Annotated in this window: 12 protein-coding genes; 1 reads left to right on the top strand and 11 read right to left on the bottom strand. The window is 73.7% G+C overall.

Features of this window, described 5'->3' with window-relative positions:
- The 6 genes from DRV96_RS00405 to DRV96_RS00380 all read right to left on the bottom strand — a co-directional run bounded on the left by DRV96_RS00405 (nucleotide 1) and on the right by DRV96_RS00380 (nucleotide 8,641).
- Complete coding sequence (locus DRV96_RS00405) at nucleotides 1-1,245, bottom strand: hypothetical protein (RefSeq protein WP_119286453.1); 1,245 nt, start codon at nucleotides 1,243-1,245, stop codon at nucleotides 1-3.
- The gene (locus DRV96_RS00400; RefSeq protein WP_210756937.1) at nucleotides 1,242-3,059 is read right to left on the bottom strand and encodes an ABC transporter ATP-binding protein; all 1,818 of its coding nucleotides are present in this window, start codon (nucleotides 3,057-3,059) and stop codon (nucleotides 1,242-1,244) included. Before DRV96_RS00400 ends, DRV96_RS00405 begins: the two co-directional genes overlap by 4 nt.
- Nucleotides 3,056-5,671, bottom strand: coding sequence for a glycosyltransferase (locus tag DRV96_RS00395; RefSeq protein WP_119286449.1), 2,616 nt, complete (start codon nucleotides 5,669-5,671; stop codon nucleotides 3,056-3,058). The genes DRV96_RS00400 and DRV96_RS00395 overlap by 4 nt, the downstream gene beginning before the upstream one ends.
- Nucleotides 5,668-6,657, bottom strand: coding sequence for a UDP-glucose 4-epimerase GalE (gene galE, locus DRV96_RS00390; protein ID WP_119286447.1), 990 nt, complete (start codon nucleotides 6,655-6,657; stop codon nucleotides 5,668-5,670). The genes DRV96_RS00395 and galE overlap by 4 nt, the downstream gene beginning before the upstream one ends.
- Before the next feature lie 13 nt (nucleotides 6,658-6,670).
- Nucleotides 6,671-7,642, bottom strand: a complete 972-nt coding sequence (locus DRV96_RS00385; RefSeq protein WP_119286445.1) for a UDP-glucuronic acid decarboxylase family protein — start codon at nucleotides 7,640-7,642, stop codon at nucleotides 6,671-6,673.
- 207 nt (nucleotides 7,643-7,849) lie between these two features.
- Nucleotides 7,850-8,641, bottom strand: a complete 792-nt coding sequence (locus tag DRV96_RS00380) for an oxepin-CoA hydrolase, alternative type (protein WP_119286903.1) — start codon at nucleotides 8,639-8,641, stop codon at nucleotides 7,850-7,852.
- A 122-nt stretch (nucleotides 8,642-8,763) separates the two neighbouring features.
- Here DRV96_RS00380 and DRV96_RS00375 point away from each other — a divergent pair, with 122 nt between their 5' ends.
- On the top strand, nucleotides 8,764-10,686 hold the full coding sequence (locus DRV96_RS00375; protein ID WP_119286442.1) for a hypothetical protein: 1,923 nt from the start codon (nucleotides 8,764-8,766) through the stop codon (nucleotides 10,684-10,686).
- A 17-nt stretch (nucleotides 10,687-10,703) separates the two neighbouring features.
- Here DRV96_RS00375 and DRV96_RS00370 read toward each other — a convergent pair whose 3' ends face one another.
- From DRV96_RS00370 to lptF, 5 genes are all read right to left on the bottom strand, one after another.
- Nucleotides 10,704-11,864 carry a pyridoxal phosphate-dependent aminotransferase gene (locus DRV96_RS00370; protein WP_119286439.1) on the bottom strand — a complete coding sequence of 387 codons (1,161 nt, stop codon included), beginning with the start codon at nucleotides 11,862-11,864 and terminating at the stop codon, nucleotides 10,704-10,706.
- Between the two features lie 107 nt (nucleotides 11,865-11,971).
- Nucleotides 11,972-12,913, bottom strand: coding sequence for a CysB family HTH-type transcriptional regulator (locus DRV96_RS00365; protein ID WP_119286437.1), 942 nt, complete (start codon nucleotides 12,911-12,913; stop codon nucleotides 11,972-11,974).
- Nucleotides 12,910-13,296, bottom strand: a complete 387-nt coding sequence (locus DRV96_RS00360) for a sirohydrochlorin chelatase (RefSeq protein ID WP_119286435.1) — start codon at nucleotides 13,294-13,296, stop codon at nucleotides 12,910-12,912. The genes DRV96_RS00365 and DRV96_RS00360 overlap by 4 nt, the downstream gene beginning before the upstream one ends.
- Complete coding sequence (lptG, locus tag DRV96_RS00355) at nucleotides 13,293-14,405, bottom strand: LPS export ABC transporter permease LptG (protein ID WP_119286433.1); 1,113 nt, start codon at nucleotides 14,403-14,405, stop codon at nucleotides 13,293-13,295. Before lptG ends, DRV96_RS00360 begins: the two co-directional genes overlap by 4 nt.
- A 4-nt stretch (nucleotides 14,406-14,409) precedes the next feature.
- Nucleotides 14,410-15,501, bottom strand: coding sequence for an LPS export ABC transporter permease LptF (gene lptF / locus DRV96_RS00350; protein WP_119286900.1), 1,092 nt, complete (start codon nucleotides 15,499-15,501; stop codon nucleotides 14,410-14,412).
- Nucleotides 15,502-15,525 lie beyond the last annotated feature (24 nt).

Here is a 15,525-nt window from a genome sequence, read left to right as displayed (position 1 = left end):
TCAGGCTCCCAGGTCGGCGAGCAGCTTCGGCAGCACGACCTCGGCGCGGAACCAGTCGTGCGCGATGGCCTTCGCGGCTTTCGCGTGGCGCTCGTAGTCGGCATTGATCGCGCGGATCGCCTCGACGGCCTCGTCGACCGTCGTGAAGCCGAACAGCCCCTCGCCGGTGGGCAGCACGTCGGAAAAGCCGGTGTCCTGCGTCACGACGGGCCGCCCGGCGGCGAGGTAGCACGCGCTGCGCTCGCTGAACCACGCGCTGCGAGGCAGCACGTTGAACTCGCGCGCGACGGTGAACTCGGCGCGCGACGCGACGACGTAGTCGCGGTACGTGAACGGGTCGACCGACAGCGCCGGGCCGTCGGCGACGCGCCAGCCGCCTTGCTGCAGCCGCTGCCAGTGCTCGCGGTCGAGGCTCGCGGCGCCGCGGATCTGGTGCGGGTCGATCGCGTCCGAGACCTCGGCGCCGGCCTTGCGGTCGGGGTCGTCGAGGTTGGTCGCGAGCTCGACGGTCTGACCCGCGAGCCGCGGCACGTCGATGAACTTGAGGAACTCGTGGTGCTTGCTCCAGCGCAGCGGACGGCCCTGGAACACGACGTCCTTGCCGTCCTGGCGCCAGTTGCCCACCGTCGTGAACACGTCGCGCGTCGGCGGTCCGGCGTCCCACAGGTCCATCAGCACCGGCTGGCGCAGCCGCGCGCGCAGCTTCGGCAGCGGCGGCAGCGGGGAGCGCGGCGTGCCGATGTTCTCGCCGTAGGTCACGGTGTCGTCGTGCGCGTCGATGTGCGCGACGGTGCGCGCGTCGCCGGCCGCGTACTTCAGTTCCTCGGCGACCGGGTCGGTGCCGAAGTGCACGAGGCGCCCGCACGCGAAGCCGTCCTTGGTCACCTGCGTCGCGCCGGCGACGTTGAACACGAAGTCGGTGCCGGCGAGCCACGCGTCGGCGTCGGCCGCCGCGGGGCCCAGCCACGCGCCGTCGCCCCAGCTGCGGCGGTACGCCCAGCGCTCGCCCATGCCGAAGCGCGGCATCACGCGCGCCAGGTACGCCAGCGTGTACGACGCGTCGTCGACGCGCGCGCCGCGCTCGACGTCGTACGGCCACGCCGACGTCGTCTCGACGTAGCGCACGTCGTGTCCCAGGCGCAGCAGGCCGGCAGCGATCTGCAGGTGCATCCACGCCATGCCGGCGAACGGGTCGGCGCCCATCGTGCCGAGCACGGCGATGCGCAGCGACGAGGTCCGCGTCATGCCGCCTCCGCGGGCTGGGCGTCGCGCGCGGTGTGCACCGCGGGCATCTCGTGCGCGAGGCCGCGGTTGGCCAGCAGCGGCTGCGACGCCTCGACGCTGGCCGGCACCAGCCGCCCGTCCTCGACGGCGTAGACGGCGTCGCAGTGCGCCAGCGTCGCGAGCCGGTGCGCGACGATGAAGGTCGTGCGCCCGGCCATCAGGCGCTCCATCGCGTCGATGATCGCCGCCTCGGTGTGCACGTCGACCGAGCTCGTCGGCTCGTCGAGGATCAGGATCGGCGCGTCCTTCAGGAACGCGCGCGCGAGCGCGATGCGCTGGCGCTGCCCGCCCGAGAGCATCATCCCGCGTTCGCCGACCTGCGTCGCGTAGCCGTCGGGCAGCGCGGCGATGAAGTCGTGCGCGTTGGCCGCGCGCGCGGCGGCCTCGATCTCGGCGGGCGTCGCGTCGGGGCGGCCGTAGGCGATGTTCTCGGCGATCGTCGTCGAGAACAGTACCGGCTCCTGCAGCACGATCGCGAACTGGCGCCGCAGGTCGGCGAGCCGCCAGTCGCGCAGGTCGACGCCGTCGAGGCGCACCGAGCCGGCCGTCGGGTCCTGGAAGCGCGTGAGCAGGTTCATCAGCGTCGTCTTGCCGGCACCGGTGCGCCCGACGATGCCCACGCGCGCGCCCGCCGGCACGTGCACCGACGCGCCCTTGATCACTTCGGCACCGCCCGGGTAGGCGAAGTGCACGTCACGCAGCTCGATCTCGCCGCGCGCGCGCGCGAGCGGCTTCGCGTCGGGACGGTCGGCCACGTCGACCTGCTCGTCGAGCAGTGCGAACGCGCGCTCGCAGCTCGCCAGTGCGCTCTGCATCTCGGAGACCTTCGAGGTCAGCATCTCCAGCGGCGCGTACAGCTGCGCGAGGTAGGCCATCACCATCGTCAGCTGGCCCAGCGTCAGCGTGCCGGCCTGCACGCTGCGCACGCCGATCCACAGCGCCGCCGCGGTGCCGGTGGCCAGCACGAGCGCGGTCAGCGTGTAGAACACGATCTGCGCGCGCACGACCGCCAGGTTCGCGCGCACCTCGCGGGTCGAGCGCTCGACGAAGCGCGTCTCCTCGCGCTGCTCCTGCCCGAAGGCCTTGACGACACGCAGGGCGCCCAGCGACTCCATCAGCACCGACTGCACCGAGCTCTCGAGCTCCTTCTGGCGGTGCCAGCGCGCGCGCACCGCGCGGCCGAAGACGTGCGTCAGCGCGACCAGGGCCGGCATCACCGCGAGCGCGACCAGCGCGAGCTCGGCATCCATCGCCCACATCACCGCAGTGATGCCCGCCAGCGTGCCGGCCGCGGTCAGCAGCGGCGTCAGGCCGTGGATCGCGAACCACTGCACCGACGCAGCGTCGTACTGGATGCGGTACAGCGAGTCGGCGGTGCCGCGCTGGTCGTGGTACGTCATCGACAGGCGCTGCACCTGGCGGAACAGGTCGGCGCGGAACGCGAGCACGATGCGCTCGCCGGTCCACGCCTGCAGCAGCCACGAGCCGTTGCGCTGGAGCTGCGTCAGCAGCGCCAGCGCGACGACGAGCACGACGGCCAGCGCGAGCGCGACGCCGGCACCGCCCTCGGGCAGCCAGGCCGCCGCCCACGCCGGCAGGGGCTGGCCGCCGATCGCGTTGTCGACGGCGACCTTCAGCGGCAGCGGCGTCAGCAGCGCCAGCGGCACCGCGACGAGGTCGACGGCGATGATCAGCGCGAGCAGCCCCCAGTACGGGCGCAGGTGGCGCGCCAGGCGCCGCACCATGCCGCGCGCGTCGGCGGGTTTGTCGCTCACGCGCCGCGCTCCTGCACCGAGGCCCCGGCGAGCCGCGTCGGCGCGCCCTGCGGGCCGGCCTGCGCGGCGACGTCGTGGCAGGCGACGGTCCACGCGTCGCGCGCGTGCGCCTGGTCGCGCTGCGTGCGCCAGGCCAGCGCCGCGGCGGCGGCGGCGAGCACGGCGGCGGCCACCGGGCCGCCGGTCAGCGCCGCGGCCAGTGCGAGGCCTGCGCAACCCCAGGTGGTGGCGCGCACCACCCACGGCGCGTGCGCGTCGGCGCGCAGCCGCACGAGCTGCCGGCCGGCACCGTGCTCCTCGACGGCGAAGCGCGCACGCAGCGCGCCTTGCAGGCCGCCGCGGATCTCGAGGTCCCACGAGTCGGTCGCGCCGCCGCGGCGCACGACGAGCCCGGCGGTGCGCAGCGCCGACTCGAACGTCTCGATCCAGGCCTCGGGCGCGCGCCAGGTCTCGCTCCAGATCTGCGCCGGTGCCGTGCCGCCGCCGCTGACGCGGCCGCGCCGGCGCCACGGCGTCAGCCCGTGCTGGCGCCGCCCGATCAGCCGCGCGATCGGCTGCTGCAGGTGCATGAAGAACACCAGCGCGCGGCGCTGCCAGGCCTCGGCGGCGCTCGCGGCCGGGCGCGGGAACGTCGCGCGGGCGGCCGCCATCGCGGCCTGCACGAGCGGCGCGGCCAGCGCCAGCGCCCACAGCGGCAGCAGCGCGAACAGCGGCGGCCACGAGAAGCCGAGCAGCACCGCCACCGTCAGCGCCGCGACGAGGTACCACCACTCGGGCATCAGCGGCAGCGCGAGCAGCGTCGTCGGCCCCGGCGCGTACAGCGACTGGTACGCCGCCGAGCCCCACACGCCGCCGTAGATGCGCGAGCGCCTGGACGGGATCGGCAGCGTGAAGCCGCGTCCGTACAGCTGGCCGCCCCACGACAGGTGCCCCAGCGCGTTGTAGCGCTCGGGCCACTTCTCTTCGAGCAGCGCCTCGGCCTTGCCGTAGCCCTTCTGCTGGCGCCAGTACATCGTGAGGCTGTTGCGGCGGTGGTGCCAGTCCATCGCGCCGGCGTGGAAGCCGATCCGGCCGCCGCGCTGCTGCAGCCGCCAGCACAGGTCGACGTCGTCGCCGGCGGCGCGGTAGCGCACGTCGAAGCCGTCGATCGCCGCCAGCGCGTCGCGCCGGAACGCCATGTTGCAGCCGGGCACGTGCTCGGCCTCGACGTCGGTCACGAGCACCTGCACCGGGCCGCCGGGCGCGTTGGCCACACCGTCGGCGATCGGCCCGTCGTGCGGCGGCGCGATGTTGGGGCCGCCGACGCCGACCCAGTCGCCGGTCGCGAAGCGCCAGACGAGGTAGTGCAGCCAGTGTGGGTCGGGGTACGCGTCGTCGTCGATGTAGGCGACGATCTCGCCGCGCGCCTGCTGCCAGCCGGTGTTGCGCGCGGCCGACAGGCCGCGGTTCTCGGTGCTGATCAGCCGCACCTCGGGGTACTCGGCGGCGATGGCCGGCGTCGCGTCGGTCGAGCCGTCGTTGACGACGATGACTTCGTAGTCGGGGTAGGCGAGCGTGCGGCAGCCCTCGAGCGTGTCGCGGATCGTGCGGCTGCCGTTGTAGCTGCAGCACACGATGCTGACCTTGGGCCACGGCCGCGGCGCCTGGCCGGGCACGCGCAGCTCGGCCGGGAACGGCACTTCCGCGAACGCCGCGCTGACCGCGGCGAGTGCCGGCTTGGGCTCGCGCGCGCGCGTGACCAGGCCGAAGTCCCAGTCGAGGATCTCGTGCCCGCCGCGGTGCCACTCATCGGTCCACGCGAACACGAAGGCGCCGGCACAGCCGGCGGCGAACGCGCCGCGCACCTGCCACGCGAGGCTCTCGGCCTGCTTGTCGGGGCCGTTGCGGCGGCTGTCGAGCCCGATTTCGGCCATCACGAGCGGCTTCTCGCCGGCGAGGTTCTGCAGCCGTGCGAGGTAGGCGTCGAAGCGCTCGGGCTGCTCGAGGTAGACGTTGAAGCAGTGAAAGTCGACGAACGGCAGCCGCAGGTACTCGGTGGTCGGGAAGTTGACGTAGGTGACGAGCGCGTCCGGATCCTCGGCCTTGACGGCGTCGTACAGCCGCTCGAGGAAGCGCTCGACGCGCCGGGCGCCGTGCCAGCGCACGATGGACGCCGGGATCTCGTTGCCGATCGCGAACGCGAGCAGCGCCGGGTGGCCGGCGATGCCGCGCGCGCCCTCACACACGCGCCGCACGATGTCGTCGGCGCGGCCGCGCTCGTCGAGGAACGCGACGTGCTGCTCCCACGGCAGCCCCGCCATCACGCGCAGGCCGTGGCGCTGCGCGGCGTCGAGCAGCCGCCGAGGCGGCACCGTGTAGACGCGCACGGCGTTGACGCCGGCGGCGCGCATCGCGGCGAAGTCGCGCTCGAGCACGGCGTCGGGCGGGCAGTCGGTGCCGTCGGGCTGCGGACCGAAGGTGCCGTAGGTCACGCCGCGCACCCACAGCTTGGCGGGGCCGACGGCGAGGAACTTGCCGTTGACGCGCGGCCGCGCGTCGAAGCCGGGCTCGACGTCGGCGCGCAGCAGCGTCGACGCCGCCGCCGGCGTCAGGTCGGGATGCAGCGCGTTCATGCCTGGGGCGGATGCGCGGCGTGCCAGCGCAGCGCCGTGCGCACGATCGTGTCGAGCGAGGAGTACTCCGGGCGCCAGCCCAGCACCTCGGCGGCGCGGCCGGGGGCGGCCACGAGCGCCGGCGGGTCGCCGGCGCGGCGCGGCGCGTCGTGTGCCGGCACCGGCCGGCCGGCCTCGCGCGCGACGGCCGCGATGACGTCGCGCACCGAATGGCCGCGGCCGGTGCCGAGGTTCAGCGCGCCGCTGGTGCCGCCGCCGAGCAGGTAGGACAGCGCGCGCACGTGCGCGTCGGCGAGGTCGGTCACGTGGATGTAGTCGCGCACCGCGGTGCCGTCGGGCGTGTCGTAGTCGGTGCCCATCACCTGCAGCGGCCCGCGCTGGCCGAGCGCGGCCTGGATCGCCAGCGGGATCAGGTGCGTCTCGGGGTCGTGCACCTCGCCGATCTCGCCGTCGGGGTCGGCGCCGGCGGCGTTGAAGTAGCGCAGCGCGAGCCAGTGCAGCCCGTGCGCGACGCCGTGCCAGTGCAGCGCGCGCTCGATGAACAGCTTGCTCTCGCCGTACGGGTTGACCGGCTGCTGCGGATGGTCCTCGGGGATCGGCACGACGCGCGGCACGCCGTAGGTCGCGCAGGTCGACGAGAACACGATGTGCGCGACGCCGGCAGCGTGCATCGCTTCGAGCAGCACCAGCGTGTGCACGACGTTGTTGCGGAAGTACTTCGCCGGGTCGCTCATCGACTCGCCGACGTAGGCGCTGGCGGCGAAGTGGATCACGGCGTCGATGCGCTGCTCGCCCAGCGTGCGCTCGACGAGCGCGCGGTCGGCGAGTTCGCCCTCGACGAAGGGGCCCCAGCGCACCGCGTCGCGGTGGCCGGTGCTCAGGTTGTCGAACGTGACCGGGACGTGGCCAGCGGCCGCCAGCGCCTTGCAGGTGTGGCTGCCGATGTAGCCCGCCCCACCGGTCACAAGGACGCGGCGTTGCGTCATGGAGACTCCGGAATCAGGCGGCGACGAGCTGCACCGCGCCGCGCGACAGCTGCGCCTCGAAGTAGGCGATCGTGCGCAGCAGCCCCTGCTCGAGCTGCACGACCGGCTGCCAGCCGAGCACGGCGCGTGCGCGCGTGATGTCGGGCTGGCGGCGCTTCGGGTCGTCCTGCGGCAGTGGCTCGTGCACGATGCTCGAGCGGCTGTTGGTCAGGCGCTTGACGGCCTCGGCGAGTTCGAGCATCGTGAACTCGCCGGGGTTGCCGAGGTTGATCGGGCCGAGCACCTCGTCGGGCGAGGCCATCATCTTCATCAGGCCGTCGACGAGGTCGTCGACGTAGCAGAACGAGCGCGTCTGCTGGCCGTCGCCGTAGATCGTCAGCGGTTCGTCCATCAGCGCCTGCACGATGAAGTTGGAGACGACGCGCCCGTCGTCGGGGCGCATGCGCGGGCCGTAGGTGTTGAAGATGCGCACCACCTTGATGGGGATGCCGTGCTGGCGGTGGTAGTCGAAGTACAGCGCCTCGGCGCTGCGCTTGCCCTCGTCGTAGCACGAGCGCACGCCGCACGGGTTCACGTGGCCCCAGTAGCTCTCGGGCTGCGGGTGCACGAGCGGGTCGCCGTAGACCTCGCTGGTCGAGGCGAGCAGGCTCTTGGCGCCGGTGCGGCGCGCCAGGCCGAGCAGGTTGATCGACCCGAGCACGCTCGTCTTCATCGTGTGGATCGGGTCGGCCTGGTAGTGGCCGGGCGAGGCGGGGCAGGCGAGGTTGTAGACCTCGTCGGCCTGCAGCACGAGCGGCTCGGTGATGTCGTGCCGCACGACGTCGAAGCGCGGGTGGTCGAGCAGGTGCGCGATGTTGGCCTTGCGCCCGGTGTAGAAGTTGTCGACGCAGATCACTTCGTGACCGGCGGCGAGCAGCCGCTCGCAAAGGTGCGAACCGATGAACCCGGCGCCGCCGGTGACGACGATCTTCTTGCTTTCCTCCATGCGCCCCTCTCGTGATTGGACTGACGGGTGCCTTCGGCGCCCGTGGCACGTCCAACGCGGCGCCCCCGGTTCCGGTTGACGCGCAACGGCGCTGGGGCTGCGCGTCGCGCGATCGAGGCACGTCGCCGCGACAAAATGTTGTTTTCTCGCAACACTTGTGGGGCGATTGAGTCGCGCCGGGCCGGCGCGGGCACCCTTTGCGCGGCGTCAGCGAAAGCGCGCGGCGCGCTTGTCGAGAAAGGCCTGCAGGCCCTCGAGCCCGTTGGGCGAGAACAGGTTGGCGACGAAGTGCTCGCGCTCGGCGTCGAGCTGGGCGCGCAGCGGCCGTGCCGGCGCGGCGTCGACGAGTTCCTTCGCGCTGGCCAGCGCGTTCGGCGCCATCGCCGCGAGCCGCTCGGCCAGCCGCAGCGCCTCGGGCAGCGCCTCGCCGGCCGGCACGACCTGATTGACCAGGCCCCAGCGCTGCATCTGCGCCGCGTCGACCGGCTCGGCCAGCCACAGCAGCTGCAGCGCGAGCGCGCGCGGCAGCCGCTGCGCGAGGTGCCAGCTGCCGCCGCCGTCGGGCGACAGGCCGATGCGGCCGTAGCTCATCACGAAGCGCGCGTCGTCGGCGGCGACGATCAGGTCGCACGCCAGCGCGAGCGAGAAGCCGCCGCCGGCGGCCCAACCCTCGACGGCGGCGATCACCGGCTTCGGGCACGCGCGCAGCGCTTCGACGAGGCCGTGGAACTGGTCGATCGAGGCGCGCTGCGCGGCGGGGCCGCCGCCGTCGTCGCGCAGCCGCGTCGCGCGCAGGCGCTGGATGTCGCCGCCGGCGCAGAAGTGCGCGCCGTCGCCGCGCAGCACGACGCAGCGAATGTCGTCGCTCGACTCGGCCGTCTGCAGCGCCTCGATGCCGGCCGCGTAGGCCTGCGGCGACAGCGTGTTGCGCGTGGCCGGGTCGCTGAGCGTGAGCACGAGCGTCGTGCCGTGGCGGGCGGTCAGCAGTTCGGACGGCATCGCGGCGTCGGGCGGGAAACGGATCGGCGGCGGCGCGCGATTCTGGCACGCAGGCACCGGCCTGTTCACTCAATTGCGCGGCGGCCGCGCCGATAGAGTCACCCAACCAACTGCAACCGATCGTGTCGCCCGTCCTGCCCCGCCTGCTGCACGCCGTCGCGCCGAGCGCCCTGGCGCCCAGCGCCCTCGCGCTCGCCGCGGCGCTGGCCTGCGTGCCGGCGGCGGCGCTGTCGATCGGCAGCGCGCGCACGCCGATCGTGATCGGGCAGCCGCTGAACCTCGCGCTGCCGATCCAGCTGGCCGCCGGCGAGGTGCTCGAGCGCGACTGCGTGAAGGTCGACGTCATGCTCGGCGAATCGCGGCTCGCCCGCGAGCTGCTGGCCGTGGGTCTCGAGCCGGCGGCCGATCCCGCGCGGGTGATGCTGCGCGTGCGCAGCGGCGTCGCCGTCGAGGAACCGATCGTTTCGCTGACCGTCGCGGCCGGCTGCCCGGCGCGGCTGGTGCGCAGCTTCGTGCTGTTTCCCGAGTTGCCGGCGGTGGCGGCGGCCAGCGAGGCGGCGGTGCCGGCGGCCGCCGAAGCGCCGGTGCCCGTCCCGCCGGCCGTCACGTCACCGTCCGCACCGGCCCAGGCCGCCGCGTCGGTGGCCGCCGAGCCGGCCGCTGCGCACCGGTCGCCCGCCGTGCGCGAGGCGCGCACCGCGGCCGCCACGGCGGCACGCGCCGAGCGCCACTCGAAGCGCGCCGAGCGCCCGCGCGCCGGCGCGAAGGCGCAGCCGCGGACCCCCGCCACCCGCAGGGCGGCGCGGCCCGTGCAGCCGCGGCTGCAGCTCGAGCTGCTCGAGCCGGCGGCCGACCTCCAGGCCGCGCAGGCACGTGCCGAAGCGGCCGAGCAGGCCCTGCACGCCGCGCAGGCCGCCGCGGCGCAGGCGCAGCAGCGCGTCGCCGAGCTCGAAGCCGCGCTCGCGCGCCGCGAGGCCGACGCGAAGGCCGACCGTGCAGCGATCCAGGCGCTGCAGCGCGACCTCGCCGAGGTGCGCTCGCAGGCGGCGTGGTGGCCGCTGGTCGCAGGCGTCCTCGCCGCGTCGACGCTGCTGTCGGCCGGGCTCGCATGGCGCACGCGGCGGCAGGCGCAGCGCGCGTGGTGGTACGGTGAGGCCGGCGGGGACGAGGCCACGACGAAGACCGCGTCGTCTGTACCGGTGCCGACGGTGGCGACGCAAACGCTGGGCGTCGAGCCCGCGCCGCACGCGGCTGCCTCGGCCGAAGGCGCGCGCGCATGGCTGGCTGCGCCCGTGGCGGCGGCCCGGCCGACCGGCGCCGACGTCGCGCCCGCGGCGCCTGTCGCGGCGCATGCCGATGCCAACACGCTGCAGCCGATGGCCCTGCGCGGGCTCGACGTGCTGGGCATGAGCGTCGACGAGCAGATCGACCTCGACCAGCAGGTCGAATTCCTCGCCGTGCTCGGCCAGGACGAGGCCGCGGTCGAGCTGCTGCGCGACCGCCTGCGCCGCTCGGCCGGCCGCGCCCCGATGCCGTATCTGCGCCTGTTCGACCTGTACCGGCGCCTGGGCGAGCGCGAGTCGTACGAGCGGCTGGCGGCACGTTTCGCCGAGCGCTTCAACGCCCGCGCGCCGGCGTGGGAAGACGCCGTGGCGACGCAGCGCAGTCTCGACGCCTGCGCGTGCCTGGCGACGATCGAGGCGCAGTGGCCCGATGCGGTGGCGGTGCAGCGCACGATCGAGTCGCTGCTGCTGCCGGGCGCGAGCGACGCGCCGCCGTTCGACCTGCCGGCGTTCGACGACCTGCTGCTGCTGTACCAGGTCGCGCGCGAGCGCGCGCTCGACACGGGAGCCGCCGACGTCGCGATCTCGGCGCCGCTCGAGCTGTCGCTCGTCGACGACGATGCGCCGCCCGCCGCGCGGCCGGCGCCGAAAGTGCGGCGCCCGCGCCGCAAGGCCACTGCCGACGCCGGGGGCCGCGAGCCGCGACGCGACCGCGACGTCGCGCCCGACTTCAGCGACGTCGCGACGGCGGCGAGCGACTGAGCCCCGCCGCCTGCGCGCTACAGCCGCGCCAGGCGCTCGAGCGCGAGGCCCAGCGTCGCGTCCTTCTTCGCGAAGCAGAAGCGCACGATGCGCTGCTCGAAGCCGCCGGCATAGAACGCCGACAGCGGGATCGCCGCGACGCCGACCTCGGTCGTCAGCCAGCGGCAGAACGCGGCTTCGGTGAGGTCGCTGATCGCCGAGTAGTCGACGCACTGGAAGTAGCTGCCCTCGCTGGGCAGCAGCCGGAAGCGCGTCGCGGCCAGCCCGGCGCGGAACAGGTCGCGCTTGCGCTGGTAGAACGCACTGAGCTCCAGGTACGGCGCCGGGTCGGCCATGAAGCGCGCGAGCCCGTGCTGCACCGGCGTGTTGACGGTGAACACGTTGAACTGGTGCACCTTGCGGAACTCGTCGGCCAGCGGCCCCGGCGCGGCGACGTAGCCGACCTTCCAGCCGGTCACGTGGTACGTCTTGCCGAAGCTCGAGACGACGAAGGCGCGCGCGGCGAGCTCGGGGTGCGACGCGGCGCTGGCATGCGCGCGGCCGTCGTAGACCATGTGCTCGTAGACCTCGTCGCTGATCAGCAGCACGTCGGTCGGGCGCAGGATCGACGCCAGCCGCTCGAGGTCGTCGCGGCTCCAGGTCGTCGCGCTCGGGTTGTGCGGCGAGTTGACGATGATCGCGCGCGTGCGCGGCCCGATCGCCGCCGCGATGCGCTCGAAGTCCGGGCGGAACGTGCCCGGTGTCAGCGGCACGCGCACGATGGTGCCGCCGGCCAGCTCGATGTTCGGGCCGTAGCTGTCGTAGCACGGCTCGAGCACGATCACTTCATCGCCCGGGTGCACGCAGGCGAGGATCGCGGTCAGGATCGCCTGCGTCGCGCCGGCGGTGATCGTGATCTCGCGCCCGGGGTCGTAGCGGTGGCCGTACAGCGCCTCGATCTTGGCCGCCACCGCCTCGCGCAGCGCCGGCACGCCGGCCATCGGCGGGTATTGGTTGAGCCCCGCGCGCATCGCGTCGGCGACGGCGTCGATGAGGCGCGGATCGCAGTCGAAGTCGGGGAAGCCCTGTCCGAGGTTGACGGCGCCGTGCTCCTGCGCGAGCGCCGACATCACGGTGAAGATCGTCGTGCCGACGTGCGGCAGGCGGCTGGGCAGCGGGGGGGTGCGGGGAATGGCCATGGTGTCGGGTCAGAGGCGGTGCCGAGCGCCCGCGGCCCAGCCGGCTTGAGCGGCTCGCGGGCGGCGTCCCGCCGGCCGGCGAGCGTGCAGTGCGCTTCGGTAGGGGGTCACAGGTCGAAGTGTTCGCCGCCGCCGGCCAGCGCGCGCTCGATCAGCGCGCGCGGCAGCCGCTCGGACAGCAGCTCGGCGAAGGCGTAGACGAAGTGGCGCAGGTAGGCGCCGCGCTTGAACGCCACCCGCGCGACGTTGCTGCCGAACAGGTGGCCCACCGGGTGCGCGACGAGGTCGCCGGCCGTCTCGCCGGCCATCGCCATCTCGGCGACGAGACCGACGCCCAGGCCCAGCCGCACGTAGGTCTTGATGACGTCGGAGTCGATCGCTTCGAGCACGACGCGCGGCGCGAGGCCGCGCTGCGCGAACGCGGCGTCGATGCGCCGGCGCCCGGCGAAGGCGCTCTGGTAGCTGACCAGCGGCTCGGCGGCGATCTGCTCGAGCGTCGGCCGCTCGACGGCGGCCAGCGGGTGCGACGCCGGCACGACGAGCACGTGCTGCCACTCGTAGCACGGCAGCGAGACGAGCCCGTCGACTTCGGCCAGCGACTCGGTGGCCAGCCCGATGTCGGCGGCGTCGTCGAGCAGCATGCGCGCGACCTGCTCGGGCGCGCCCTGGTGCAGCGTCACGTGCACCTTCGGGTAGCGCCGCCGCAGCTGCGCCACCGGCTCGGGCAGCACGTAGCGCGCCTGCGTGTGCGTCGTCGCGATCGACAGCGTGCCGGCGTCCTGCAGGCTGTACTCCTCGCCGATGCGCCTGAGGTTGGCGATCTCGCGCATGATGATCTCGATCGAGCGCAGCACCTGCTGGCCCGGCTCGGTCACGCGGCGCAGGCGCTTGCCGTGGCGCGCGAAGATCTCGACGCCGAGCTCCTCCTCGAGCTCGAGGATCGCCTTGCTGATGCCCGGCTGCGACGTGTGCAGCGCCTTGGCGGTCTCGGTCAGGTTCAGGCCGCGGCGCACGGCCTCCTGCACGAAGCGGAACTGGTGCAGGTTCATGGTGCCTCGGCCAGCGCGATGGCGGCCTGCGCCATCGCGGCGACGAGTTCGTCGCGCTCGCCCACCGCGCGGTGCAGCCGCACCGTGACGCCCGGGTGGCGTGCGCGCACCGCGTCGAGCAGTGGCGGCACGTCCTTGCGCACGTGGCCGCCGGCGCCGAGGAACAGCGGCACGACCTCGAGGTGCGTGCAGCCCTCGGCGACCAGCGCGTCGGCGGCGCTGCCGAGGTCGGGCGCCATGAATTCGAGGAAGGCCACGCGCACGCCGGCGCCCGGGCGCTGCGCGCGCAGCCGGGCAGCGACGGCCTCGAACGGCAGCGCCCAGTTCGGGTCGCGCGCGCCGTGGGCGAACAGCAGATAGCCGGTCTTCGTCGTCGCGTTCATCGGTAGCGCACCAGCCACGCGAACGCGGCCAGCGACAGGCTGAGGTAGACGATGCCAGGCAGGCCCGCGGCCAGCCACGGAGTCCAGTCGCGCAGCGTGCCGAGGTGGCCCGCCAGGCTGTTGAGCAGCATGAAGCTGGTGCCCAGCATCACGCCGCCGAAGACCTTGACACTGATGCCGCCGCTGCGCGCGTGCAGGTACGCGAACGGCAGCGCGAGCGCGACCATCACGAGGCACGCCAGCGGGTACAGCGCCTTCTTCCAGAACTGGATCTCGTAGCGCTGCACGTCCTGCGCCTGCGCACGCAGATGCCGCACGTAGGCCCACAGCTCGACGGTCGACATCGTGTTCGGCGGCAGCACGGCGGCCTTGACGACGTCGGCGCGCAGCGTGCCCGGCCACTGCCACGCGTCGAGCCTGCGCGTCGTCACCGCCGGCGTCGCGCCGTCGCTGCCCACGGGCCACTGCCGCAGCTCGACGTCCTTCAGGTGCCACACGGCGTCGTCGTCGATGCGCGCCGACTCGGCCACGATCTGCTCGACGAGCCGCTGGCGGTCGTCGAACACGAACAGGCGCACGCCGCGCAGCTCGCCGTCGGCACGCAGGCGCTGCACGTGCACCGACACCGAGCGCGGCTGCCCGTCCTGGATGTACCGGTCCTTCAGCCAGGCACCGCCGCGCGTGCCGGCGCGCGCGCCGCCGGTGTCGAGCAGCAGGCGCTGGGCCCGCTGGTCGGCCCACGGCGCCACGTAGTCGCCGACGAGCAGCGTCGCCACCGCGAAGACCGCGCCGAGCGTGGCCAGCAGGGCCAGCGCGCGCCCGGGGCCGAGTCCGCTGGTGCGCAGGATCGTGAACTGCGTCGACTGCGCCAGACGCGCGAGCGAGAAGATGGTGCCGATCAGCACCGCGATCGGCAGCAGTTCGTACAGGTTGCCGGGTGCCTCGAGCAGGCTGACGGCCACGGCGGTCCACGTCGGGTAGCCGCGCCGCATCGCGGTGCCGAGCTGGTCGACGAAGTCGACGAAGAAGAACAGCGCGAGGAACGCCAGCGCGACGAAGACGACCGCGCCGACGATGTCACGGTACAGCAGTCGACGTACGGTGCGCACGCGCTCAACCTCCCCGGCGCCACAGCCGCAGCGTCGCGACGGCGGCGTTCTCGCGCCACCAGATCAGCCCCAGCGCGAGCGCGAACACGGTGCCGTGCAGCGCGAACACCGCGACGCCGAGCCCGAGGCGGCCGCCCGCGACCCAGGCCTGCATCAGCGAGATCAGGTTGTAGTAGACGACGAAACCCAGCAGCGCGAACACGAGGTTCCAGTTGCCCGGGCGCCGCGGGTCGCTGGCCGACAGCCCGACGGCCAGCAGCAGCAGGTTGCCAGCGCCGAACAGCAGGCCGAGACGCCACGCCAGCTCGCCCTGCTGGCGCGGCTGCGGGTCACGCAGCAGCTCGTGCGTCCACTGCTCACGCGGCGGGCGCTCCTGCGCGCGCTGTACCGCGCGCTCGCTGACGAGCATGCGGTAGCGCTCGAAGCTGGCCATCGTCATCACGCCCGAGTCGAGCCGCGTGTCGTTCTGCTGGCCGTGGTCGAGCACGAGGTAGCGGCGCTCGCCGTCGGACTCGAGCCGCCCGGACAGCGCCGTCGTCACCGATTCGCGGTCTCCGCGCGAATTGAGCACGAACACGTTGCGTGCGTCGGCGTCGCGCTCGGAGTGACTCTCGATGAAGAACACGCGGCTGCCGTCGCGCGACGACTGGAACACGCCGGGCGCGACGCGCGACAGGTCGCTGCGCTGTTCGAACTGCTCGCGCAGGTCGGCGCTCGCGCGCTGGCTCCACGGACGCGCGAAGACCACCAGCAGCGCGATGACGACCAGCACCGGCCACGCGGTGCGCAGCACCGGGCGCACGAAGCGTGACAGCCCGATGCCGGCGGCGAACCAGATCGCCATCTCGCTGTCGCGGTACATGCGCCCGATCGTCACGACGACGGCGGCGAACAGCGACAGCGCGAGCACCGTCGGCAGTTCGGCCAGCGCGACATAGCCCATCAGCAGCATCACGTCCTGTGGCGCGACCTGCCCGCGTGCCGCCTGGCCGAGCATGCGCACGAGGAACATCGTCATCACGATGGTCACGATGACGACCATCGTCGCGCCGAAGGTGCGCGCGAGCTCTCGGCGCACCGAGGTATCGAATAACATCAGTCGATCTGAGAACTTCGCTTC

The organism is Azohydromonas sediminis (assembly GCF_003574675.1).
GTDB classification, from domain to species: domain Bacteria; phylum Pseudomonadota; class Gammaproteobacteria; order Burkholderiales; family Burkholderiaceae_C; genus Calidifontimicrobium; species Calidifontimicrobium sediminis.
Note: the sequence above shows the minus strand (reverse complement) of the source record. Positions and strands in the feature narration are given on the sequence as shown.

Coding starts and splice junctions, on each gene's coding strand:
- DRV96_RS00405 (WP_119286453.1), bottom strand. CDS start 1,245: ATGACGCGGACCTCGTCGCTGCGCATCGCCGTGCTCGGCACGATGGGC.
- DRV96_RS00395 (WP_119286449.1), bottom strand. CDS start 5,671: ATGAACGCGCTGCATCCCGACCTGACGCCGGCGGCGGCGTCGACGCTG.
- galE (WP_119286447.1), bottom strand. CDS start 6,657: ATGACGCAACGCCGCGTCCTTGTGACCGGTGGGGCGGGCTACATCGGC.
- DRV96_RS00385 (WP_119286445.1), bottom strand. CDS start 7,642: ATGGAGGAAAGCAAGAAGATCGTCGTCACCGGCGGCGCCGGGTTCATC.
- DRV96_RS00380 (WP_119286903.1), bottom strand. CDS start 8,641: ATGCCGTCCGAACTGCTGACCGCCCGCCACGGCACGACGCTCGTGCTC.
- DRV96_RS00370 (WP_119286439.1), bottom strand. CDS start 11,864: ATGGCCATTCCCCGCACCCCCCCGCTGCCCAGCCGCCTGCCGCACGTC.
- DRV96_RS00365 (WP_119286437.1), bottom strand. CDS start 12,913: ATGAACCTGCACCAGTTCCGCTTCGTGCAGGAGGCCGTGCGCCGCGGC.
- DRV96_RS00360 (WP_119286435.1), bottom strand. CDS start 13,296: ATGAACGCGACGACGAAGACCGGCTATCTGCTGTTCGCCCACGGCGCG.
- lptF (WP_119286900.1), bottom strand. CDS start 15,501: ATGTTATTCGATACCTCGGTGCGCCGAGAGCTCGCGCGCACCTTCGGC.